At 64.7% G+C, this 15,540-nt stretch carries 23 protein-coding genes and 1 pseudogene; 3 read left to right on the top strand and 21 right to left on the bottom strand.

Translation table 11 applies throughout. The features are described 5' to 3' along the window. Positions 1-9 precede the first annotated feature (9 nt). The 5 genes from ptsP to V9L21_RS23870 form a co-directional block, all read right to left on the bottom strand. Positions 10-1,803 (bottom strand): phosphoenolpyruvate--protein phosphotransferase, encoded by a 1,794-nt coding sequence (gene ptsP, locus V9L21_RS23890; RefSeq protein WP_337315299.1) that lies wholly within the window; start codon positions 1,801-1,803, stop codon positions 10-12. A 103-nt stretch (positions 1,804-1,906) separates the two neighbouring features. Continuing rightward, positions 1,907-2,176, bottom strand: coding sequence for an HPr family phosphocarrier protein (locus V9L21_RS23885; RefSeq protein WP_258502687.1), 270 nt, complete (start codon positions 2,174-2,176; stop codon positions 1,907-1,909). After that, the gene (locus V9L21_RS23880; protein ID WP_055807946.1) at positions 2,145-2,600 is read right to left on the bottom strand and encodes a PTS sugar transporter subunit IIA; all 456 of its coding nucleotides are present in this window, start codon (positions 2,598-2,600) and stop codon (positions 2,145-2,147) included. Before V9L21_RS23880 ends, V9L21_RS23885 begins: the two co-directional genes overlap by 32 nt. Continuing rightward, entirely contained in the window at positions 2,597-3,865 is a 1,269-nt protein-coding gene (locus V9L21_RS23875) for an MFS transporter (protein ID WP_337315298.1), read from the bottom strand. Before V9L21_RS23875 ends, V9L21_RS23880 begins: the two co-directional genes overlap by 4 nt. Positions 3,866-3,879: 14 nt before the next feature. Then, positions 3,880-4,425 carry a hypothetical protein gene (locus V9L21_RS23870; RefSeq protein WP_337315297.1) on the bottom strand — a complete coding sequence of 182 codons (546 nt, stop codon included), beginning with the start codon at positions 4,423-4,425 and terminating at the stop codon, positions 3,880-3,882. An 89-nt stretch (positions 4,426-4,514) separates the two neighbouring features. Between V9L21_RS23870 and V9L21_RS23865 the strand changes: the two genes are divergently transcribed. After that, the gene (locus V9L21_RS23865) at positions 4,515-5,012 is read left to right on the top strand and encodes a TlpA disulfide reductase family protein (protein WP_157616203.1); all 498 of its coding nucleotides are present in this window, start codon (positions 4,515-4,517) and stop codon (positions 5,010-5,012) included. Between the two features lie 3 nt (positions 5,013-5,015). Here the strand turns inward: V9L21_RS23865 and V9L21_RS23860 are convergent, their stop codons facing one another. Next, a complete protein-coding gene (locus tag V9L21_RS23860; protein ID WP_337315296.1) occupies positions 5,016-5,462 on the bottom strand; it encodes a c-type cytochrome in 447 nt (148 codons plus the stop codon). A gap of 155 nt (positions 5,463-5,617) precedes the next feature. On the opposite strand from V9L21_RS23860, the gene V9L21_RS23855 reads away from it, so the two are divergent. Further along, positions 5,618-6,331, top strand: coding sequence for a cytochrome b/b6 domain-containing protein (locus tag V9L21_RS23855; protein ID WP_337315295.1), 714 nt, complete (start codon positions 5,618-5,620; stop codon positions 6,329-6,331). Next, positions 6,328-6,915, top strand: a complete 588-nt coding sequence (locus tag V9L21_RS23850) for a GNAT family N-acetyltransferase (RefSeq protein WP_337315294.1) — start codon at positions 6,328-6,330, stop codon at positions 6,913-6,915. Before V9L21_RS23855 ends, V9L21_RS23850 begins: the two co-directional genes overlap by 4 nt. Before the next feature lie 9 nt (positions 6,916-6,924). Here the strand turns inward: V9L21_RS23850 and V9L21_RS23845 are convergent, their stop codons facing one another. From V9L21_RS23845 to V9L21_RS23775, 15 genes and pseudogenes are all read right to left on the bottom strand, one after another. Further along, the gene (locus tag V9L21_RS23845) at positions 6,925-7,431 is read right to left on the bottom strand and encodes a peroxiredoxin (RefSeq protein ID WP_337315293.1); all 507 of its coding nucleotides are present in this window, start codon (positions 7,429-7,431) and stop codon (positions 6,925-6,927) included. Positions 7,432-7,526: 95 nt separating this feature from the next. Beyond that, complete coding sequence (gene rpsQ / locus V9L21_RS23840; protein WP_015867662.1) at positions 7,527-7,796, bottom strand: 30S ribosomal protein S17; 270 nt, start codon at positions 7,794-7,796, stop codon at positions 7,527-7,529. Positions 7,797-7,805: 9 nt separating this feature from the next. Further along, positions 7,806-8,015 carry a 50S ribosomal protein L29 gene (gene rpmC / locus V9L21_RS23835; RefSeq protein WP_026284221.1) on the bottom strand — a complete coding sequence of 70 codons (210 nt, stop codon included), beginning with the start codon at positions 8,013-8,015 and terminating at the stop codon, positions 7,806-7,808. 55 nt (positions 8,016-8,070) lie between these two features. Next, entirely contained in the window at positions 8,071-8,487 is a 417-nt protein-coding gene (rplP, locus tag V9L21_RS23830) for a 50S ribosomal protein L16 (protein ID WP_007838137.1), read from the bottom strand. 28 nt (positions 8,488-8,515) lie between these two features. After that, positions 8,516-9,442, bottom strand: a complete 927-nt coding sequence (gene rpsC, locus V9L21_RS23825) for a 30S ribosomal protein S3 (RefSeq protein WP_093017295.1) — start codon at positions 9,440-9,442, stop codon at positions 8,516-8,518. Between the two features lie 17 nt (positions 9,443-9,459). After that, positions 9,460-9,792, bottom strand: coding sequence for a 50S ribosomal protein L22 (gene rplV, locus V9L21_RS23820; protein ID WP_007838134.1), 333 nt, complete (start codon positions 9,790-9,792; stop codon positions 9,460-9,462). 9 nt (positions 9,793-9,801) lie between these two features. Next, positions 9,802-10,080, bottom strand: a complete 279-nt coding sequence (rpsS, locus tag V9L21_RS23815; protein ID WP_007838132.1) for a 30S ribosomal protein S19 — start codon at positions 10,078-10,080, stop codon at positions 9,802-9,804. A 10-nt stretch (positions 10,081-10,090) separates the two neighbouring features. After that, positions 10,091-10,915 (bottom strand): 50S ribosomal protein L2, encoded by an 825-nt coding sequence (gene rplB / locus V9L21_RS23810; protein ID WP_015867666.1) that lies wholly within the window; start codon positions 10,913-10,915, stop codon positions 10,091-10,093. 2 nt (positions 10,916-10,917) lie between these two features. Further along, the gene (rplW, locus tag V9L21_RS23805) at positions 10,918-11,253 is read right to left on the bottom strand and encodes a 50S ribosomal protein L23 (protein WP_007838129.1); all 336 of its coding nucleotides are present in this window, start codon (positions 11,251-11,253) and stop codon (positions 10,918-10,920) included. Continuing rightward, on the bottom strand, positions 11,250-11,870 hold the full coding sequence (gene rplD, locus V9L21_RS23800; RefSeq protein WP_028259871.1) for a 50S ribosomal protein L4: 621 nt from the start codon (positions 11,868-11,870) through the stop codon (positions 11,250-11,252). The genes rplW and rplD overlap by 4 nt, the downstream gene beginning before the upstream one ends. Next, on the bottom strand, positions 11,870-12,550 hold the full coding sequence (rplC, locus tag V9L21_RS23795; RefSeq protein WP_157616207.1) for a 50S ribosomal protein L3: 681 nt from the start codon (positions 12,548-12,550) through the stop codon (positions 11,870-11,872). The genes rplD and rplC overlap by 1 nt, the downstream gene beginning before the upstream one ends. Before the next feature lie 243 nt (positions 12,551-12,793). Then, complete coding sequence (locus V9L21_RS23790) at positions 12,794-13,336, bottom strand: hypothetical protein (protein ID WP_337315292.1); 543 nt, start codon at positions 13,334-13,336, stop codon at positions 12,794-12,796. A 14-nt stretch (positions 13,337-13,350) separates the two neighbouring features. Then, positions 13,351-14,826, bottom strand: a complete 1,476-nt coding sequence (locus tag V9L21_RS23785; RefSeq protein WP_337315291.1) for a carboxypeptidase-like regulatory domain-containing protein — start codon at positions 14,824-14,826, stop codon at positions 13,351-13,353. A 258-nt stretch (positions 14,827-15,084) separates the two neighbouring features. Further along, positions 15,085-15,399, bottom strand: coding sequence for a 30S ribosomal protein S10 (gene rpsJ, locus V9L21_RS23780; RefSeq protein WP_007838118.1), 315 nt, complete (start codon positions 15,397-15,399; stop codon positions 15,085-15,087). A gap of 21 nt (positions 15,400-15,420) precedes the next feature. Beyond that, positions 15,421-15,540, bottom strand: a pseudogene (locus tag V9L21_RS23775) (elongation factor Tu); the annotation flags it as partial.

Genomic DNA, 15,540 nt, shown 5'->3' with positions numbered 1-15,540 from the left:
GCGCGCGGCTCAGCCGGCCAAGGCCGCGGCAGGGTCGTCCGACTCGAGCACGCTCTTCGCCCAGACTTCGAGCTTGCCGGTGTCGGCGCGCAGCACTTCCTGCTTGACGGCGAGGATGCGCGAGGGATGCATCGAGAAGCTGCGCAATCCGAGGCCGAGCAGCAGGCGGGTGAAGGCCACGTCACCGGCCATTTCGCCGCACACGGCCACGCCCTTGCCCTGGCGGCGGCATTCGGCAATGGTGTCGGCCACGAGCTTCAGCACCGCGGGGTGCGCGGGATCGTAGAGATGGGCCACGGCCTCGTCGGCGCGGTCGATGGCCAGCGTGTACTGGATCAGGTCGTTGGTGCCGATCGACAGGAAATCGAAGTACTTGAGAAAGGTCTTGAGTGTGAGCGCGGCGGCAGGAATCTCGATCATGGCGCCGAGCTTCACCTTGCCGTACACGGCGCCGCGGCTGTCGAGCTCGGTGCGCGCGAACTCGATCAGCGACAGCGTCTGGCGGATCTCGCTGGCGTGCGCAAGCATCGGGATCAGCAGGTGGATTTCGCCGTGCGCCGCCGCACGAAGAATGGCGCGCAACTGCGTGAGAAACATGGCCGGGTCGGCCAGGCTCCACCGGATGGCACGCAGGCCGAGTGCAGGGTTCAGGTGCTCCTGCTTGATGCCCGCCTTGCCGTCGAGCGGCTTGTCGGCGCCCACGTCGATGGTGCGAATGGTGACCGGCATGCCCTGCATGCCCTCGACTGCGCGCTTGTAGGCCTGGTATTGCTCTTCTTCGTCGGGCAGCCGGGTCTGGCGTTGCGACTCGCGGCCCATGAACAGGAACTCGCTACGAAACAGCCCGACACCGACCGCACCGGCCTTCATGGCGCCGGCCGTGTCCTCGGGCATCTCGATGTTGGCGAGCAGTTCGACGCGCTGGCCGTCGAGGGTGACCGCCGGCTTGTGGCGCAGGCGCGCGAGCCGGCCGCGCTCAAGGTCGCCCTGGCGCTGCTTGAAGCCGTACTCCGCCAGGATGATGGGCGAAGGGTCGACGATCACCACGCCGGCATCGCCGTCGATGATCACCCAGTCGTCCTGGCGCACCAACTGGCTTGCGGTGCGCGCGCCCACCACGGCCGGAATGTCCATGCTGCGCGCGACGATGGCGGTGTGCGAGGTGCGCCCGCCCACGTCGGTCACAAAGCCGGCGAACACGCTCTTCTTGAACTGGAGCATGTCGGCCGGGGAAAGATCGTGCGCAATCAGCACCAGCGGCGCGTCGATGCCGTCGCCCGCGGTCGGGTCGTCGTCGTCCTCGGCGGCGGGGCGCTTGCGGCGCGGCGGGCTGGGCGCGAGCACCGCGGCCGTGCCCTTCATGCGGTGCAGCAGCCGCTCGACCACCTGTTCGAGGTCGGCCTTGCGCTCGCGCAGGTACTCGTCCTCCATCTCGTCGAACTGGCGCGCGATGATCTCGAGCTGCGTGGTCAGCGCCCACTCGGCGTTGTAGAGGCGGTCGGTAATCCAGTGCTTCACGCCGCCGGTGAGCGCCTCGTCCTGCAGCAGCATCTGGTGCACTTCGAGCAACGCCGCAAGCTCGTGCGGCGCGTCGTTGGGGCCCATCTGCGCGACGCTGGTCTGCAGCTTGGCGAGCTCGTCGGCCACCGCGTTGCGTGCGGTGCGGACGCGATCGATTTCGGTCTCGATCTCTTCGGGCTTGATGAAGTAGTGGGCCACGTCGATGCGGCTCGACACCACCAGCACCGCGCGGCCGATGGCAATGCCACGGGCAACGGGAAGGCCGTGGACTGCGAAGGTCATGGGAGCTGGCCGAAGGTTACCGGCCGCCGCCGGGCCGCCCCAAGGCGGCCGAGCCCCCTCGGGGGGCAGCGACGACACGCAGTGCGGAGCGTGGGGGCCACATTCATTCGCCTTCGCCGAACTTGTCGTTCATCAATTGAACGATGGCGTCCATGGCTTCTTCTTCCTGCTGGCCGTTGGTCTCGAGCTCGACCGTGGAGCCGAGCCCGGCGGCAAGCATCATGACGCCCATGATGCTCTTGGCGTTGATGCGGCGGTCGCCGCGCGAGAGCCACACCTCGCAAGGAAAGCTGCCTGCGAGCTTGGTGAGCTTGGCGGATGCGCGTGCATGCAAGCCCAGCTTATTGCTGATGGTCACGGATTTCTTGATCACTGTGCTTTCTCTTCGCCTGGTTCTGGGGTGCGGCCACGGCCACCTGCATGACGCCGGCCGTGCCACCTGCGATGGCGCGCTGCACCAGCGTTTCGAGCGGCTCGTGGCGATAGGTTACCGCCCGCAGCAGCATCGGCAGGTTGACGCCCGCCACCAGCCGCGAGCGGACGCCGTCCACCAGCTTCTGGGCCACGTTGCAGGGCGTTGCGCCGAACACGTCGGCCAGCACCAGCACCTGCGAGCGCGGGGCATTGAGCTGCTGCTCGAGCGTGATGCGGGCCGCGGCCAGCGTTTCTTCGGGCGACACGTTGGGCAGCACGTCGAGTGCGACCACGGCTTGCTCGCAATCGGGGAACACATGCAGCGCGCACCGCCGCAGCGCCTGCGCGAACGGTGAGTGGGCAATGATGAGAATGCTGTTCATGCGGGTCCGGGAACTACGCGCCGATTATGCGGGGGCGCCCAAAGGAAGTAGGTATACGACATAACGCAGCAGGCCAGGAAAACGGCCAAGGCCGCGCGGAAGGAGCCGACGGTGTCGAGCCCGGCGCGGGCAAACAGGTCGATCAGCAAGCCGATGCCCCACTGCACGACGAATACACCTGCAAAAACCACCAGGTTGTAGGCCGACAGCGCACGCCCCGCGAGGGCGGGAGGCAAGGCAAGGGCCACGGCGGGCTGGGCCAGCGTGACGACCGTGGAGATGCACAGAAAGCAGATCCAGGCGACGGTGCCTGCAGCGGAACCCGCTACCAAAATGAGAGCGAGCGCGAGCATCGCGAGCGGCATGCCCCAGCTCAAGAGCCGGGTCGCCGGGACACCGCGATGCGCGAGCCTTGGATTGGTCACGCCCCAGAGCCAGTAAGTGGCAAGCAGCGCGATGCTGATCCAGAACAGGGCGCCGGCCGCCTCTTGCGGCGTGTAGCCGGCCACGCGGGTGAGCCAGGGCACCACCCAGAGCGTCTGCATGGCAACGAACCCGCCATAGTTGAAGAAGCCGACCGGCGCGAGCTTGCGGAAAAACGGGTCGCGCCACACGGCGGTGTAGCCGCCTTGCGCCGGTTCACTGCCGTTGTCCGCCGTCTTGCTTGAACCGGCTGCGCTCTCGCCATGCCAGGCGGGCGCAGCCCAGGCAATCACCGCCATCGACACCACAATGCCCGCCGCCAGCAGCCAGAACAGCGGCCGCCAACCCAGCAGCGGCATCAGCCATTGCACCGGCAGCGTCGCGCCGACGAGGCCGAAAGAGCCGACCATCAGCATCCACGAGTTGCTGCGCAGCTGCATCGGCGGCGTCAGCCAGCGGCGGTAGCCGGTGAGCGGCGCCATCAGGCAGGCGCTCACGCCGACACCGGTCAGCACGCGCGCGGCGAGCAGCAGCGGAAAATTGGTCGCCGCAGAAAACAGCAGGCAGCCAATGACCGCGACGGCCAGGAAGCAGACGATCACCCGCTTCGGGCCGTGGCGGTCGAGCCAGGTGCCCATGGGAAGCTGCGTAAAAGCAAAACCCAGGAAGTAGCCGCCGGCCAACAGGCCGAGATCGCGCGACTCGAGTTCGAACTCGGCGGTGAGCGTCGGCGAGAGCGTGGCAGTAATGGCACGCACCAGCGTCGAAAAGAAATAGGCGACAGCAAAGGCCAGGAAAACGGTGGCAATCCGCCGCCGTCCGGCGAGCAGGCTGCCGTCCAAGGAACTCGCGGCGTTCACGGAAGACGCAGGCCGTCGAAGAAGGTTGCCGCCGCGTCGGGCGCGGTGGGCCGCCCGAGCACCGTGGCCTGGTAGAGCGAAACACGCCCGTCTTTTTGCGATTGGGCAAACCAGAGAACCTGGACAGGTGCGGCGCCCTGCTGCGGCGGCTGGGCGTCGAGCCTTACCGGTGCGGGCGACGCGGTGGCGCGTTTCAGCGTTGCCGGCGCTTCCGTCACCTGCGCATTGCCCAACTGGCTCCGGGCGGCCGCGCGCCATGCCGTGAGCCAGGTCTCGGCCTGCTCGGGACTGCCGGCGGATGCATGGGCAATGGCAAAGGTTGCGCCGCCCGCTTCACAGCCCGCCATGTCGACCTGCACCGATTCGGCGCCCAAGGGCAGGGCACGATGGGCACGGTCGGGCCTGCAGGGCAGCATTGCGATGAGGCCGGCGTCGGCTATCGGCGTCTCGCGCCAGTTGAAGGTCGGGCTGCAGGCGGCAAGCGCAACGGCGGCGGTGGCTGCGAACAGCGCAGGCCAGGGGCGGGGAACGGGCGACGGCATCGGAGAGCGATTATCGAGCCGCCCGAGGCAGGCTCAGCGCGATCGGCCCGGCGGAACTAAAATCGCGCCGCCCTTCTCTTTCAGTTGCCATGAAAAAATACATCGCCGCCGCCGCAGTCGTCCTTGCACTGGCCGCCGGCGTGGGCGTGTACTTCGGCTCCGGCGCCACGGCGGCGCCGGCATCGACCTTCGTGCTGCTCGACGGCAGCAAGAAAAGCACCGACGACCTGAAAGGCAAGGTCACCCTGGTCAACTTCTGGGCCACGAGCTGCGTGACCTGCGTGGCCGAGATGCCGAAGGTCATCGCGACCTACGACAAGTACAAGTCAAAGGGTTACGACACGCTGGCCGTGGCCATGAGCTACGACCCGCCGAGCTACGTCGTCAACTTTGCCGAAACGCGCAAGCTGCCGTTCAAGGTGGCCATCGACAACACCGGCAGCGTGGCGCAGGCCTGGGGCGACGTGAAGCTCACGCCCACCACCTACCTGGTCAACAAGAAGGGCGAAATCGTGAAGCGCTACGTGGGCGAGCCCGATTTCGCCGAGCTCCACAAGCTGATCGAGAAACTGCTCGCGGAGGCTTGAAGCTCACTGGTTGCGGAAGCTGTCGTGGCAGGCCTTGCAGCTGCCGGCGGTGGCGCCGAACTGGGCCTTGAGCGCGTCGATATTGCCGGCCTTGGCGGCGACAGCCAGTTTGCCGGTCTCGGCAACCATCTTGTCCTGGTGCTCCTTGAACTTGGCGGTTTCCTTCCAGACCTCGGGCTTGCTCTTGCCGCCCTCGGTGCCGGCGCCGAAAGCTGCCCAAGGCAGCTTGGCCATTTCGGCCACGATGTCGGCATTGGCCGCTGCGGCCGCCGCATCGAACGGAACACGCCCATTGGCCATCGCGCCGATACGGCTGAAATGCTGGCCCATCACGAACAGCGCGCTCTGGCGGTACTTGATGGCGTCCTCGGGCTTGGCGAACTGCGCCGCGGCCGGAAGGGAAATCGCGGCGCAGAGAGCGGCCAGCGCAAACGAAGCAAGTCGAATCATCGGGGGTCCTTGTAGTTGGTTCGGCACCGCCGAAAGCGGCGCCGCGCCGAGTGTAGGGGCGGCCTTGCGGCCTGCATAGCAACAACCCGATGCATGCGGCGCCCCAGACTTTGCTAATCTGCGCCTTCCGCAGTTTTGCGCACTTTTCCTCTTCGATGACCGACTCCTCCGTGGCCGCCATGCGTGCCGCAGCGCCTGACACCCCGGTGCGGGCGCGCATCTGGGATCTGCCGACGCGTGTTTTCCATTGGGCATTGAGCGTTGCTGTCATCGGCCTGATCGCCACCGGACTTAGCGGCGTCATGGAATGGCACTTCCGCCTGGGGTACGTGGTGCTTGCGCTGCTGTTGTTTCGCCTGCTGTGGGGCTTCGTGGGCGGACGCTGGTCGCGCTTTGCTTCGTTCTTCTACGGCCCGGGCTCCGTGCTCGCCTATCTGCGCGGGCGGGCCCATCCGGACCACGTGATCGGCCACACCCCGCTCGGCGCCCTGTCGGTCTTTGCCGTTCTGGCGGTGCTGGCACTCCAGGTTGCCACCGGGCTGGTGGCGGACGATGAAATTTCCGCGGCGGGCCCGCTGACGCGCTTTGTGTCAGGCGAGCTGGTGAGCCTTGCAACCGGCTGGCACAAGGCACAAGGCAAAACGATCGTGATCGCGCTGGTCAGCCTGCATGTACTGGCGGTGCTGTTCTATGTGCTGGTCAAGCGGCATCGGCTGGTGCGGCCCATGGTTTCGGGCGACAAGCTGATCAGGCCAGCCGGCAGCCAGGTGGCGCCCAGCCGGGACGATGCCGCCTCCCGCGGACTTGCACTGGCCCTTTTCGCGGTGTGCGCGGGCGTGGCGTACTGGGTTGCATCGCTGCGCATATGAGCTTTTCGGTTTCACGCCCCTTGCCGCTGGCCGACACGCCGGCCGTCGTGCTCCTGACGCCCGACGAAGCCCATGAGATCGATGCGGCACGCGCGATTTTTCGCGACTACGCGGCTTCGCTGGGCATCGACCTGTGCTTCCAGAATTTCGAAGAGGAAGTCGCCACGCTTCCTGGCGACTACGAGGAGCCGCGCGGCGCCCTGCTGCTCGCCCTGGTCGATTCGGCCCATATCAAGGAAGCGGCTGGACAACAGGCGCCCGCCCTGATGCGTCCCAACGGAACGCTGGCACGCGTGGCCGGCTGCTGCGCCCTGCGCCCGCTCGACAACACCGACTACGCGAATGCCGCCGAAATGAAGCGCCTGTTCGTGCGGCCCGGTTTTCGCGGCCTGGGTGTCGGTCGCCAGTTGGCCGAAGCCATCCTGGATGCGGCGCGCGGCGCGGGTTACGCCTGCGTGCTGCTCGACACGCTGGACGACATGGAATCGGCCCGGGCGCTCTATGAGGACCTGGGCTTCGAGGAAGTGCCACCCTACTATCACAACCCGATTGCGGGCGCGCACTACCTCAAGGTCGATCTCTAATCTAGTTGCTCAGCCGCGGGCTTGCGCCAGCAGCGTCTCGGCGTTACTGACCTCGAACTTGCCCGGTGCTTCGACGTTGAGCGCCGCGACCTTGCCATCTTTCACGAGCATCGAATAGCGGTTGCTGCGCAGGCCCATGCCGCGGGCGGTCAGGTCGAGGGTGAGGCCGGTCGCCTTGGCGAAATCGGCGCTGCCGTCGGCCAGCATGCGCACCTTGGTGCCGGTCTTCTGGTCGCGCGCCCAGGCGCCCATCACGAACGCGTCGTTCACGCTCACGCACCAGATCTCGTCCACGCCGGCGCCCTTGAAGTCGTCGAAGTGCTGCACATAGCCCGGCACGTGCTTGGCCGAGCAGGTGGGCGTGAAGGCGCCCGGCAGCGCGAACAGCGCAATGGTCTTGCCGGCCGTGGCCTTGCTCACGTCCACCGGGTTCGGGCCGATGCTGCAGCCTTCGCCCTCGACCTCGGAATATTCCTGCAGGGTTGCCGAAGGAAGGGTGTCGCCGACTTTGATCATCTAGATGCTCCTGAAAAAGAAAAACGGCCCACATTGTGGGCCGTTTCGGTTTGGGTTGCCTTCAAGAAGGCTTCCCGATGCAGATCAACCAGCGATCAGACCAGCACGGCCTTCTCGACCAGACGGGTCACGACCCAGTTCTTGGTCTTCGAGATCGGACGGCTTTCCGTGATCTCGATGGTGTCGCCCAGCTTGTACTCGCCCTTTTCGTCATGGGCGTGGTACTTGCTCGTCTTGGCCACGATCTTGCCGTAGAGCTCGTGCTTCACACGGCGCTCGACCAGCACGGTCACGGTCTTGGCACGCTTGTCGCTGACCACCTTGCCGATCAAGGTGCGCTTGAGGGATTTTTTAGCTTCCGTCATGTTCACTCCTTACTTGGCGGCTTGGGTTTCTTGCTGCTTCTGAGCAAGAATGGTCTTGGCGCGCGCGATGTCGCGGCGCGTCACGCGCAGCGTCGAGGTGTTCGACAGCTGTTGCGTGGCTTTCTGCATGCGCAGACCGAAATGGGCCTTCTGCAGGTCCTTGATTTCAGCTTGCAAGCCTGCGACGTCCTTCGTGCGCAGGGTTGCAGCCTTGGTCACCTTGGCCGGAGCCACGGTTTCTTTTTTCTTACGTGTTGCCATGGATGTTCTCCTCTCAGGCGCCGAGCTGGCGAGCGACGAACGTCGTACGCAGCGGAAGCTTGGCGGCGGCCAGGCGGAACGCTTCGCGGGCGAGTTCTTCGGGCACGCCGACGATCTCGAACACGATCTTGCCAGGCTGGATTTCAGCGACGTAGTACTCGGGGTTGCCCTTACCGTTACCCATCCGCACTTCGGCGGGCTTGGTAGAGATCGGCTTGTCCGGGAACACGCGGATCCAGATACGGCCACCGCGCTTCACGTGACGCGAAATCGCGCGACGAGCGGCTTCGATCTGGCGCGCCGTGAGGCGGCCGCGGTCGGTGCATTTGAGACCGAAGTCACCGAACGCAACGGAGTTACCCGTGGTTGCGATGCCGGTGTTGCGGCCCTTTTGTTCCTTGCGGAACTTTCTGCGTGCAGGTTGCAGCATTTTTAATACTCCGTAGTTCTAAGACCGATCACTCGGTCTTGGCACCGTCAGCTGCTGCAGCTGGCGCGGCTTTGCGGACGCGCTTAACGGCGGGTTTCGAGTCTGCACCCGGAGCAGCGGGGGCTGCACCAGTAGCTTCTGCGGGCTTGTCGCTGCCGTCGGCCGGTGCGGTGTTGCCACCGATCGGGCCACGGGCACCGGCGCGAGGGCCGGGACCACGACGGTCGCCACCCGGACGGTCGCCACCAGGACGGCCATCACGGCGGGGACCACGCGGACGACGCTCTTCGTCGGGACGCGGCGTTTCGACGGCCGGCAGGTCGTTACGACCCAGCGTGTCGCCCTTGTAGACCCAGACCTTGACGCCGATGACGCCGTAGGTGGTCTTGGCTTCCGAGGTGCCGTAGTCGATGTCGGCGCGCAGCGTGTGGAGGGGCACGCGACCTTCGCGATACCACTCGGTACGAGCGATTTCGATACCGTTCAGGCGGCCAGCCGACATGATCTTGATGCCTTGGGCACCCAGACGCATGGCGTTTTGCATGGCGCGCTTCATGGCGCGGCGGAACATGATCCGCTTTTCGAGCTGCTGCGTGATGCTGTCGGCGATCAGCTGGGCATCGATTTCGGGCTTGCGCACTTCTTCGATGTTCACTGCCACCGGCACGCCGAGCTGCTTGCCCAGTTCGCGCTTGAGGTTCTCGATGTCTTCGCCCTTCTTGCCGATCACGACGCCCGGACGAGCCGAGTAGATCGTGATGCGTGCGTTCTTGGCGGGACGCTCGATCATGACGCGCGACACCGAAGCGTTCTTCAGCTTCTTCTTCAGGTATTCGCGAACCTTGATGTCTTCGGCCAGCATGCCCGCGAAATCGCGGTCGCTTGCGTACCAGCGGCTGGACCAGTTACGGGTAACCGCAAGGCGGAAGCCGGTCGGATGGATTTTCTGTCCCATATTTCTTCCAGGCGTTCTTAGTTGCCAACCGTCACGTACACATGGCACGTGGGCTTGCTGATGCGGTTACCGCGACCCTTGGCTCGCGCGGTGAAGCGCTTGAGCGTTGCGCCCTGTTCGACGTAGATGGTCTTGACCTTCAGTTCGTCGATATCGGCGCCATCGTTGTGCTCGGCGTTGGCAATTGCCGACTCGAGCACCTTCTTGATGATCACAGCGGCTTTTTTCTGCGTGAATTGCAGAACGTTGAGCGCTTGATCAACCTTCTTGCCGCGGATCAGGTCAGCGACCAGACGGCCCTTGTCGACCGAGAGGCGGACACCGCGGAGGACTGCACGTGTTTCAGACATGGTCGTTCCTTACTTCTTCTGGACTTTCTTGTCCGCGGGGTGCCCCTTGAACGTGCGCGTGAGCGCAAATTCGCCGAGCTTGTGGCCGACCATCTGGTCGGTGATGTACACGGGCACGTGCTGCTTGCCGTTGTGCACGGCAATGGTCAGGCCGATGAACTCGGGCAGAACCATCGAGCGGCGCGACCAGGTCTTGATCGGCTTCTTGTCCTTCGTCGTCACTGCCTTGTCGGCCTTGGCCACGAGGTGATGGTCAACAAACGGACCCTTTTTGAGAGAGCGAGTCATTTGCTATCCCTTACTTCTTGCGGCGCGACACGATGAAGACCTGCGTGCGCTTGTTGTTACGGGTACGGTAGCCCTTGGTCAGGTTGCCCCATGGGTCGACAGGATGGCGGCCTTCGCCGGTCTTGCCTTCGCCACCACCGTGCGGGTGGTCGACCGGGTTCATCACCACGCCGCGAACGGTCGGGCGAATACCCATGTGACGCTTCACGCCGGCCTTGCCGAGTTGGCGCAGGCTGTGCTCTTCGTTTGCGACTTCACCGATGGTGGCGCGGCATTCGATGTGGATGCGGCGCACCTCACCCGAACGCATACGGACCTGGGCGTAGACGCCTTCGCGAGCCAGCAGCGTGGCCGACGTACCGGCCGAACGCGCGATCTGCGCACCCTTGCCAGGTTGCAGTTCGATGCAGTGGATCGTCGAGCCGACCGGAATGTTGCGGATCGGCAGCGTGTTGCCGGCGCGGATCGGGGCTTCCGAACCGCTCAGCAGCGTTGCACCGGCTTCAAGACCGCGCGGGGCGATGATGTAGCGGCGCTCGCCGTCGGCGTAGCAGACCAGGGCAATGTGGGCGGTGCGGTTCGGGTCGTACTCGATGCGTTCGACCTTGGCCGGGATGCCGTCCTTGTTGCGCACGAAGTCGACAACGCGGTAGTGGTGCTTGGCACCGCCGCCACGATGACGGATCGTGATGTGGCCGTTGTTGTTGCGGCCGGCCTTCTGGAACTGGGGCTCCAGCAGAGGCGCGTGAGGAGCACCCTTGAACAGGTGGTCCCGCGAAATCTTCACCGCGCCGCGTTGGCCCGGCGAAGTGGGTTTCATCTTGATGACGGCCATGATTAAGCGCCTTCCCCGACGAGGTTGAGCTCTTGACCGGGCTTCAGGGTCACATAGGCCTTGCGAACGTTGTCGCGGCGGCCAATGGACTTGCCAAAGCGCTTGGTCTTGCCCTTGGTGTTGAGCACCGACACGCCCTGGACTTCGACCTTGAACATCAGTTCGACAGCGGCCTTGATCTCGGGCTTGGTGGCGTCTTGCAGCACCTTGAAAGTGACAGCGTTCGACTTCTCGCCGACCATCGTGGCCTTTTCGGACACGATCGGGGCGACCAGCACCGCCATCAGGCGGCCTTCTTCGAACGTACGTTCAGCGGCGGTAGGGTTCACGCGGCTCATGCGAACATCTCCTTGAGCTTGTCGACGGCACCCTTGGTGACCAGCACCTTCTTGTAGTGAACCAGCGACACCGGATCGGCGTAACGGGGTTCGACCACGAGAACGTTCACCAGATTGCGCGAGGCAAGGTACAGGTTTTCGTCGACTTCTTCGGCGATCACGAGCACGGACTCGAGATTCATTGCCTTGAAACGGGCTGCCAGCGGCTTCGTCTTGGGCGAATCCACGGTCAGCGAATCCACCACGGCCAGACGGCCTTCGCGAGCGAGCTGCGAGAAGATGGCGGCCATGCCGGCGCGGTACATCTTCTTGTTGATCTTCTGCGAGAAGTTTTCGTCAGGCATGTTCGGGAAAATCCGGCCACCCCCGCGCCACAGCGGCGAGGACGTCATACCGGCGCGGGCGCGGCCCGTTCCCTTTTGCTTGAAAGGCTTCTTGGTCGAGTGCTTGACCTGCTCGCGGTCCTTCTGGGCGCGCGTGCCTTGGCGGGCGTTGGCCTGGAATGCAACGACGATCTGGTGAACCAGGTCTTCGTTGTAGTCACGGCCGAACACGGTCTCGGGGGCGTCGTACTTCGACGCGGCCTGGCCTTGTTCGTTCAGGAGTTCGAGTTGCATTACTTCGCTCCTTCAGCCGCTTGCGGCTTGGCCTTGATGGCGGGACGCACGGTGACGAAGCCACCCTTTGCGCCCGGGATCGCGCCCTTGATGAGCAGCAGTTGACGCGCTTCGTCGATGCGGAACACATCGAGGTTCTGCGTCGTCTTGGTGACGTCGCCGAGGTGGCCCGTCATGCGCTTGCCGGGGAACACACGACCAGGGTCTTGTGCCATGCCGATCGAGCCGGGAACGTTGTGCGAACGGCTGTTACCGTGCGACGCGCGTTGCGAGCTCATGTTGTGGCGCTTGATGGTACCGGCGTAGCCCTTACCGATCGAGGTGCCTTGCACGTCGACCTTCTGGCCCACGGAGAACACGCTGCTCGCGGCAATGACGCCACCAGCCTTGTGCTGGCCTGCGGTATCGGCGGTCACGCGGAATTCGCGGATGATTTCACCAGCTTCGACACCCGCCTTGGCGAGGTGGCCGGCTTGGGGCTTGGTCACGCGCGATGCCTTGCGCGAACCGAACGTCACTTGCAGCGCGACGTAGCCGTCGGTCTCTTGCGACTTGATCTGGGTCACACGGTTGTTGGACACATCCACCACCGTGACAGGAACTGCGTCCCCGTCATCGGTGAAGAGACGCATCATCCCCACCTTGCGGCCCAGCAACCCGAGGGAGTTGCTCAGACTCATTTGTTTTCTCCAAAAATGGATCCTCTTTCGCCGCTGTCACTTCAATTGGCAACAGCGTTTAGCCGATCGCCCGAAGGCTTCCCGGCTTGCGGAAGAAGGTTGATAAATCTCCGCACTCACGGCATCCATATGGACGCAACAAGGGCAGAGCCAGCGATTATAGCCCGCCATGCGGGCGCTGTGCAAGTGGCGTTGCTGGGCGGCCCAATGGGGCTTTTTGCCCTGGTTTTGGGCGCTTTTTGCCTATTTGACAGGCATCGTGATGATGCTGTCGCCCCCCGGGCCGGGCTTCATTTCGCCGGTGGACTTGAGAGTTGGCGCCACCGAACCGGTCTGGATCGGAATCGAAACCGCGCTCGAGGCGCCATCTTGGGTGATGAACACATTGAGGTAGGCCAGGCCTTCGACCTCGCTCACGACGGCAACCGTGGCCGTGGACCGCTTGCCCGCGGGCAGCACGAGCGTGCTGCTTCCCTGGAGGGTGAGGCCGCTGTCGGCCACCAGGCGGACCGTCGCACCGTCGGCCGCGGTCACGTCGTCGAACTGCAGAGCGACAGCCGTGGCCCGGCCGAGCTGAGGAGTCGATTCCAGGCGGTATTGGAGCTTGACCCCGGAGCTACCGGGTTTTTGCGGCGCCGTGGTCATGGGAGCGCTCCGCTGCTGCACGGCCGGATGCTTGGGCTTGGCGTTGCGCGTCCTTGGCTCGCCATCTGCCATGGCCGGTGCCGACAACGTGGCCAGCGCGAGGCATGCGACGGCCGTCACCGAATTCGAGCGGATGTTCATGGCAGCCTTTCTTGCTACTGGACCGAGACGTTGAAGCATGTCTGCGCTCCGGAATTGTTGAGGTCCGATACGGCAAGAACGTACTCGCCGGACGGCAGGCTGACGGTGCTGCTTTCCCGGGCAATCAATCCGCCCCTGAAGATGTCGAAATCGGGGCTCGCGCCAGGCGGCCCTCCGTCGACGACGATCTGGTAGCTGCGGCTGGCGGGCGCGGTGAAGCGAAGGTAGGAAAAGCTGCCGTGCTTGTTGTCACTTCCGGCGGTGTTGGAAACGCAAGCCTGGGTCGGGCTGCCGACCACGAGGGGCCTGTACATCGGCAGCGTGAGCGGAATTCCGCCGTCGTTCGTCTCTGCACCTCCGTAGGGGTCGCCCGCCGCATTGATGCCTTGTCCCGCGAGCAGCGTGGCCAGCGACGGGGCGCTCGCCGGCGCCACTGCATTGAATGCGGCGGAGAACGGATGAATCGACGTGACCGCGGCGCCACCCCTGAACTGAGCGCTGGTCAGCGTGTCATGTATGGGCTTGAAGCCGACCTGCTGGTTGAGGTTCCAGAAGATCGACTGGATCGACGGTTCGCGGAACCAGCCCGGCGTCGTTGCGGCGCCCGCGGCAAGGTCGATATTGATGCTGAACTGCGCTGCCGACTGCTGGGCACCGCCCGAGTCGACATAGTTCCGGCGCTCGAGCGCGATGCCCGACCAGGCATTGCCCCAGCCTTCGGAAAAGGCCAGCCTGCGGTCGAGGCGCTGGATCTGCGAATGGGGACCGCCCATCGAATCGTCACGGCTGAAGGCCGATTGGTAGTAGTGGCCCCATTCATGCGCGATCACCGAGTTGTCGTATTCGTCGGTGTCCACGTCTTCCTTGCCGAGCACGTAGATTTCGCGCCCGCTGTTTCGGCTGACAAAAAATGTGGTGCCTATCTGCCCCGCCGCAACGCTGCCGGGAGACGGCGCATTGTTGACGCTCCAGAACACCCGCAATGCCGGAAAGGCCGCCGCGGGAGCCACCGACGCCACCTTCTGCATCGAGGTGTAGACCGCGTCCAGGATGGCGAAAGGCGCCGCCACCCGGTCTTCGGTGTAGCTCGAACCGCCCCAGCCCGAAGGCGCATGAAGGTCGCGCACCAGCGCCGCGCTGCCCGATGAGAATGTCGGGCTCTGCATCGCATACAGCGCACCGGACCGGGTGTTGTCTCGTACCGTCACGTCCCAGCTCGCGCCCGGGCCGCTGCGCGACAGTTGAGCCTTGACGCGCACCGTAACCGCGGTGTTTGCGGGAACGGACACGGAGTAGGCGCCGTTGTCGTCGGTGGTTGCCGTGGCCAGTTGCGCGGAAGTCTCCCCATTGAGCACTTCCACCGCGGCGCCGCGCACGGGCCTTGGCGTGGAGCTGGCATAGACCAGGGTGCCGTTCGGATTCGGCACGGATTCATAGGTGGCCTTGCCGCTCAGCGTGACCGAGCCCGCCGACGGGGGAGTGATAGGCAAGAACGGAATCCCGCCGCCCCCTCCACCGCCTCCGCCGCCACAGCCGACGAGCAGCGCTGCCGCTGCGATACATGCCATCACGCCCGAAGCCAAAGAGTTGCCATGTCTCATGCTGTGCTGCCTCATTTCAGCCGACCACGCCTCAACTGATGAGGCCGCCGCCCGGCGAGGATGCCACATCTGCGCGACAAAAAACAAAGCCCGCCTGCATTTCTGCAGTCGGGCTTTGTCACAAGATGCGGCGCGAGGCCGCAACGTTTATTGCAGCTTGATTTCGACGTCCACGCCGGCCGGCAGATCGAGCTTCATCAGCGCGTCCACGGTCTTGTCGGTGGGGTCGACGATGTCCATCAGGCGCTGGTGCGTGCGGATCTCGAGCTGGTCGCGCGACGTCTTGTTGACGTGCGGCGAACGCAGGATGTCGAAACGCTTCATGCGGGTCGGCAGGGGCACGGGACCCTTGACGATCGCGCCGGTGCGCTTGGCGGTGTCGACGATTTCGGCTGCCGACTGGTCGATCAGCTTGTAGTCGAAAGCCTTCAGGCGGATGCGGATTTTTTGCTTCGTAGCCATGGTGATTCCTTTGCGTCCGGCTTAGATGTCGAGGATCTTTGCCACGACGCCCGAACCCACGGTACGGCCGCCTTCACGGATGGCGAAGCGCAGGCCTTCTTCCATCGCGATCGGGTTGATCAGCTTCACGGTGATGCTGAC

This window comes from Variovorax sp. CCNWLW235 (assembly GCF_037204085.1).
GTDB lineage: Bacteria > Pseudomonadota > Gammaproteobacteria > Burkholderiales > Burkholderiaceae_C > Variovorax.
Note: the sequence above shows the minus strand (reverse complement) of the source record. Positions and strands in the feature narration are given on the sequence as shown.

Bases quoted from the DNA above. Each gene is read 5' to 3' on its own strand.
- ptsP (WP_337315299.1), bottom strand. From the start codon at position 1,803: ATGACCTTCGCAGTCCACGGCCTTCCCGTTGCCCGTGGCATTGCCATC.
- V9L21_RS23880 (WP_055807946.1), bottom strand. From the start codon at position 2,600: ATGAACAGCATTCTCATCATTGCCCACTCACCGTTCGCGCAGGCGCTG.
- V9L21_RS23870 (WP_337315297.1), bottom strand. From the start codon at position 4,425: ATGCCGTCGCCCGTTCCCCGCCCCTGGCCTGCGCTGTTCGCAGCCACC.
- V9L21_RS23865 (WP_157616203.1), top strand. From the start codon at position 4,515: ATGAAAAAATACATCGCCGCCGCCGCAGTCGTCCTTGCACTGGCCGCC.
- V9L21_RS23860 (WP_337315296.1), bottom strand. From the start codon at position 5,462: ATGATTCGACTTGCTTCGTTTGCGCTGGCCGCTCTCTGCGCCGCGATT.
- V9L21_RS23855 (WP_337315295.1), top strand. From the start codon at position 5,618: ATGACCGACTCCTCCGTGGCCGCCATGCGTGCCGCAGCGCCTGACACC.
- V9L21_RS23850 (WP_337315294.1), top strand. From the start codon at position 6,328: ATGAGCTTTTCGGTTTCACGCCCCTTGCCGCTGGCCGACACGCCGGCC.
- V9L21_RS23845 (WP_337315293.1), bottom strand. From the start codon at position 7,431: ATGATCAAAGTCGGCGACACCCTTCCTTCGGCAACCCTGCAGGAATAT.
- rpsQ (WP_015867662.1), bottom strand. From the start codon at position 7,796: ATGACGGAAGCTAAAAAATCCCTCAAGCGCACCTTGATCGGCAAGGTG.
- rplP (WP_007838137.1), bottom strand. From the start codon at position 8,487: ATGCTGCAACCTGCACGCAGAAAGTTCCGCAAGGAACAAAAGGGCCGC.
- rpsC (WP_093017295.1), bottom strand. From the start codon at position 9,442: ATGGGACAGAAAATCCATCCGACCGGCTTCCGCCTTGCGGTTACCCGT.
- rplV (WP_007838134.1), bottom strand. From the start codon at position 9,792: ATGTCTGAAACACGTGCAGTCCTCCGCGGTGTCCGCCTCTCGGTCGAC.
- rpsS (WP_007838132.1), bottom strand. From the start codon at position 10,080: ATGACTCGCTCTCTCAAAAAGGGTCCGTTTGTTGACCATCACCTCGTG.
- rplB (WP_015867666.1), bottom strand. From the start codon at position 10,915: ATGGCCGTCATCAAGATGAAACCCACTTCGCCGGGCCAACGCGGCGCG.
- rplW (WP_007838129.1), bottom strand. From the start codon at position 11,253: ATGAGCCGCGTGAACCCTACCGCCGCTGAACGTACGTTCGAAGAAGGC.
- rplD (WP_028259871.1), bottom strand. From the start codon at position 11,870: ATGCAACTCGAACTCCTGAACGAACAAGGCCAGGCCGCGTCGAAGTAC.
- rplC (WP_157616207.1), bottom strand. From the start codon at position 12,550: ATGAGTCTGAGCAACTCCCTCGGGTTGCTGGGCCGCAAGGTGGGGATG.
- V9L21_RS23790 (WP_337315292.1), bottom strand. From the start codon at position 13,336: ATGAACATCCGCTCGAATTCGGTGACGGCCGTCGCATGCCTCGCGCTG.
- rpsJ (WP_007838118.1), bottom strand. From the start codon at position 15,399: ATGGCTACGAAGCAAAAAATCCGCATCCGCCTGAAGGCTTTCGACTAC.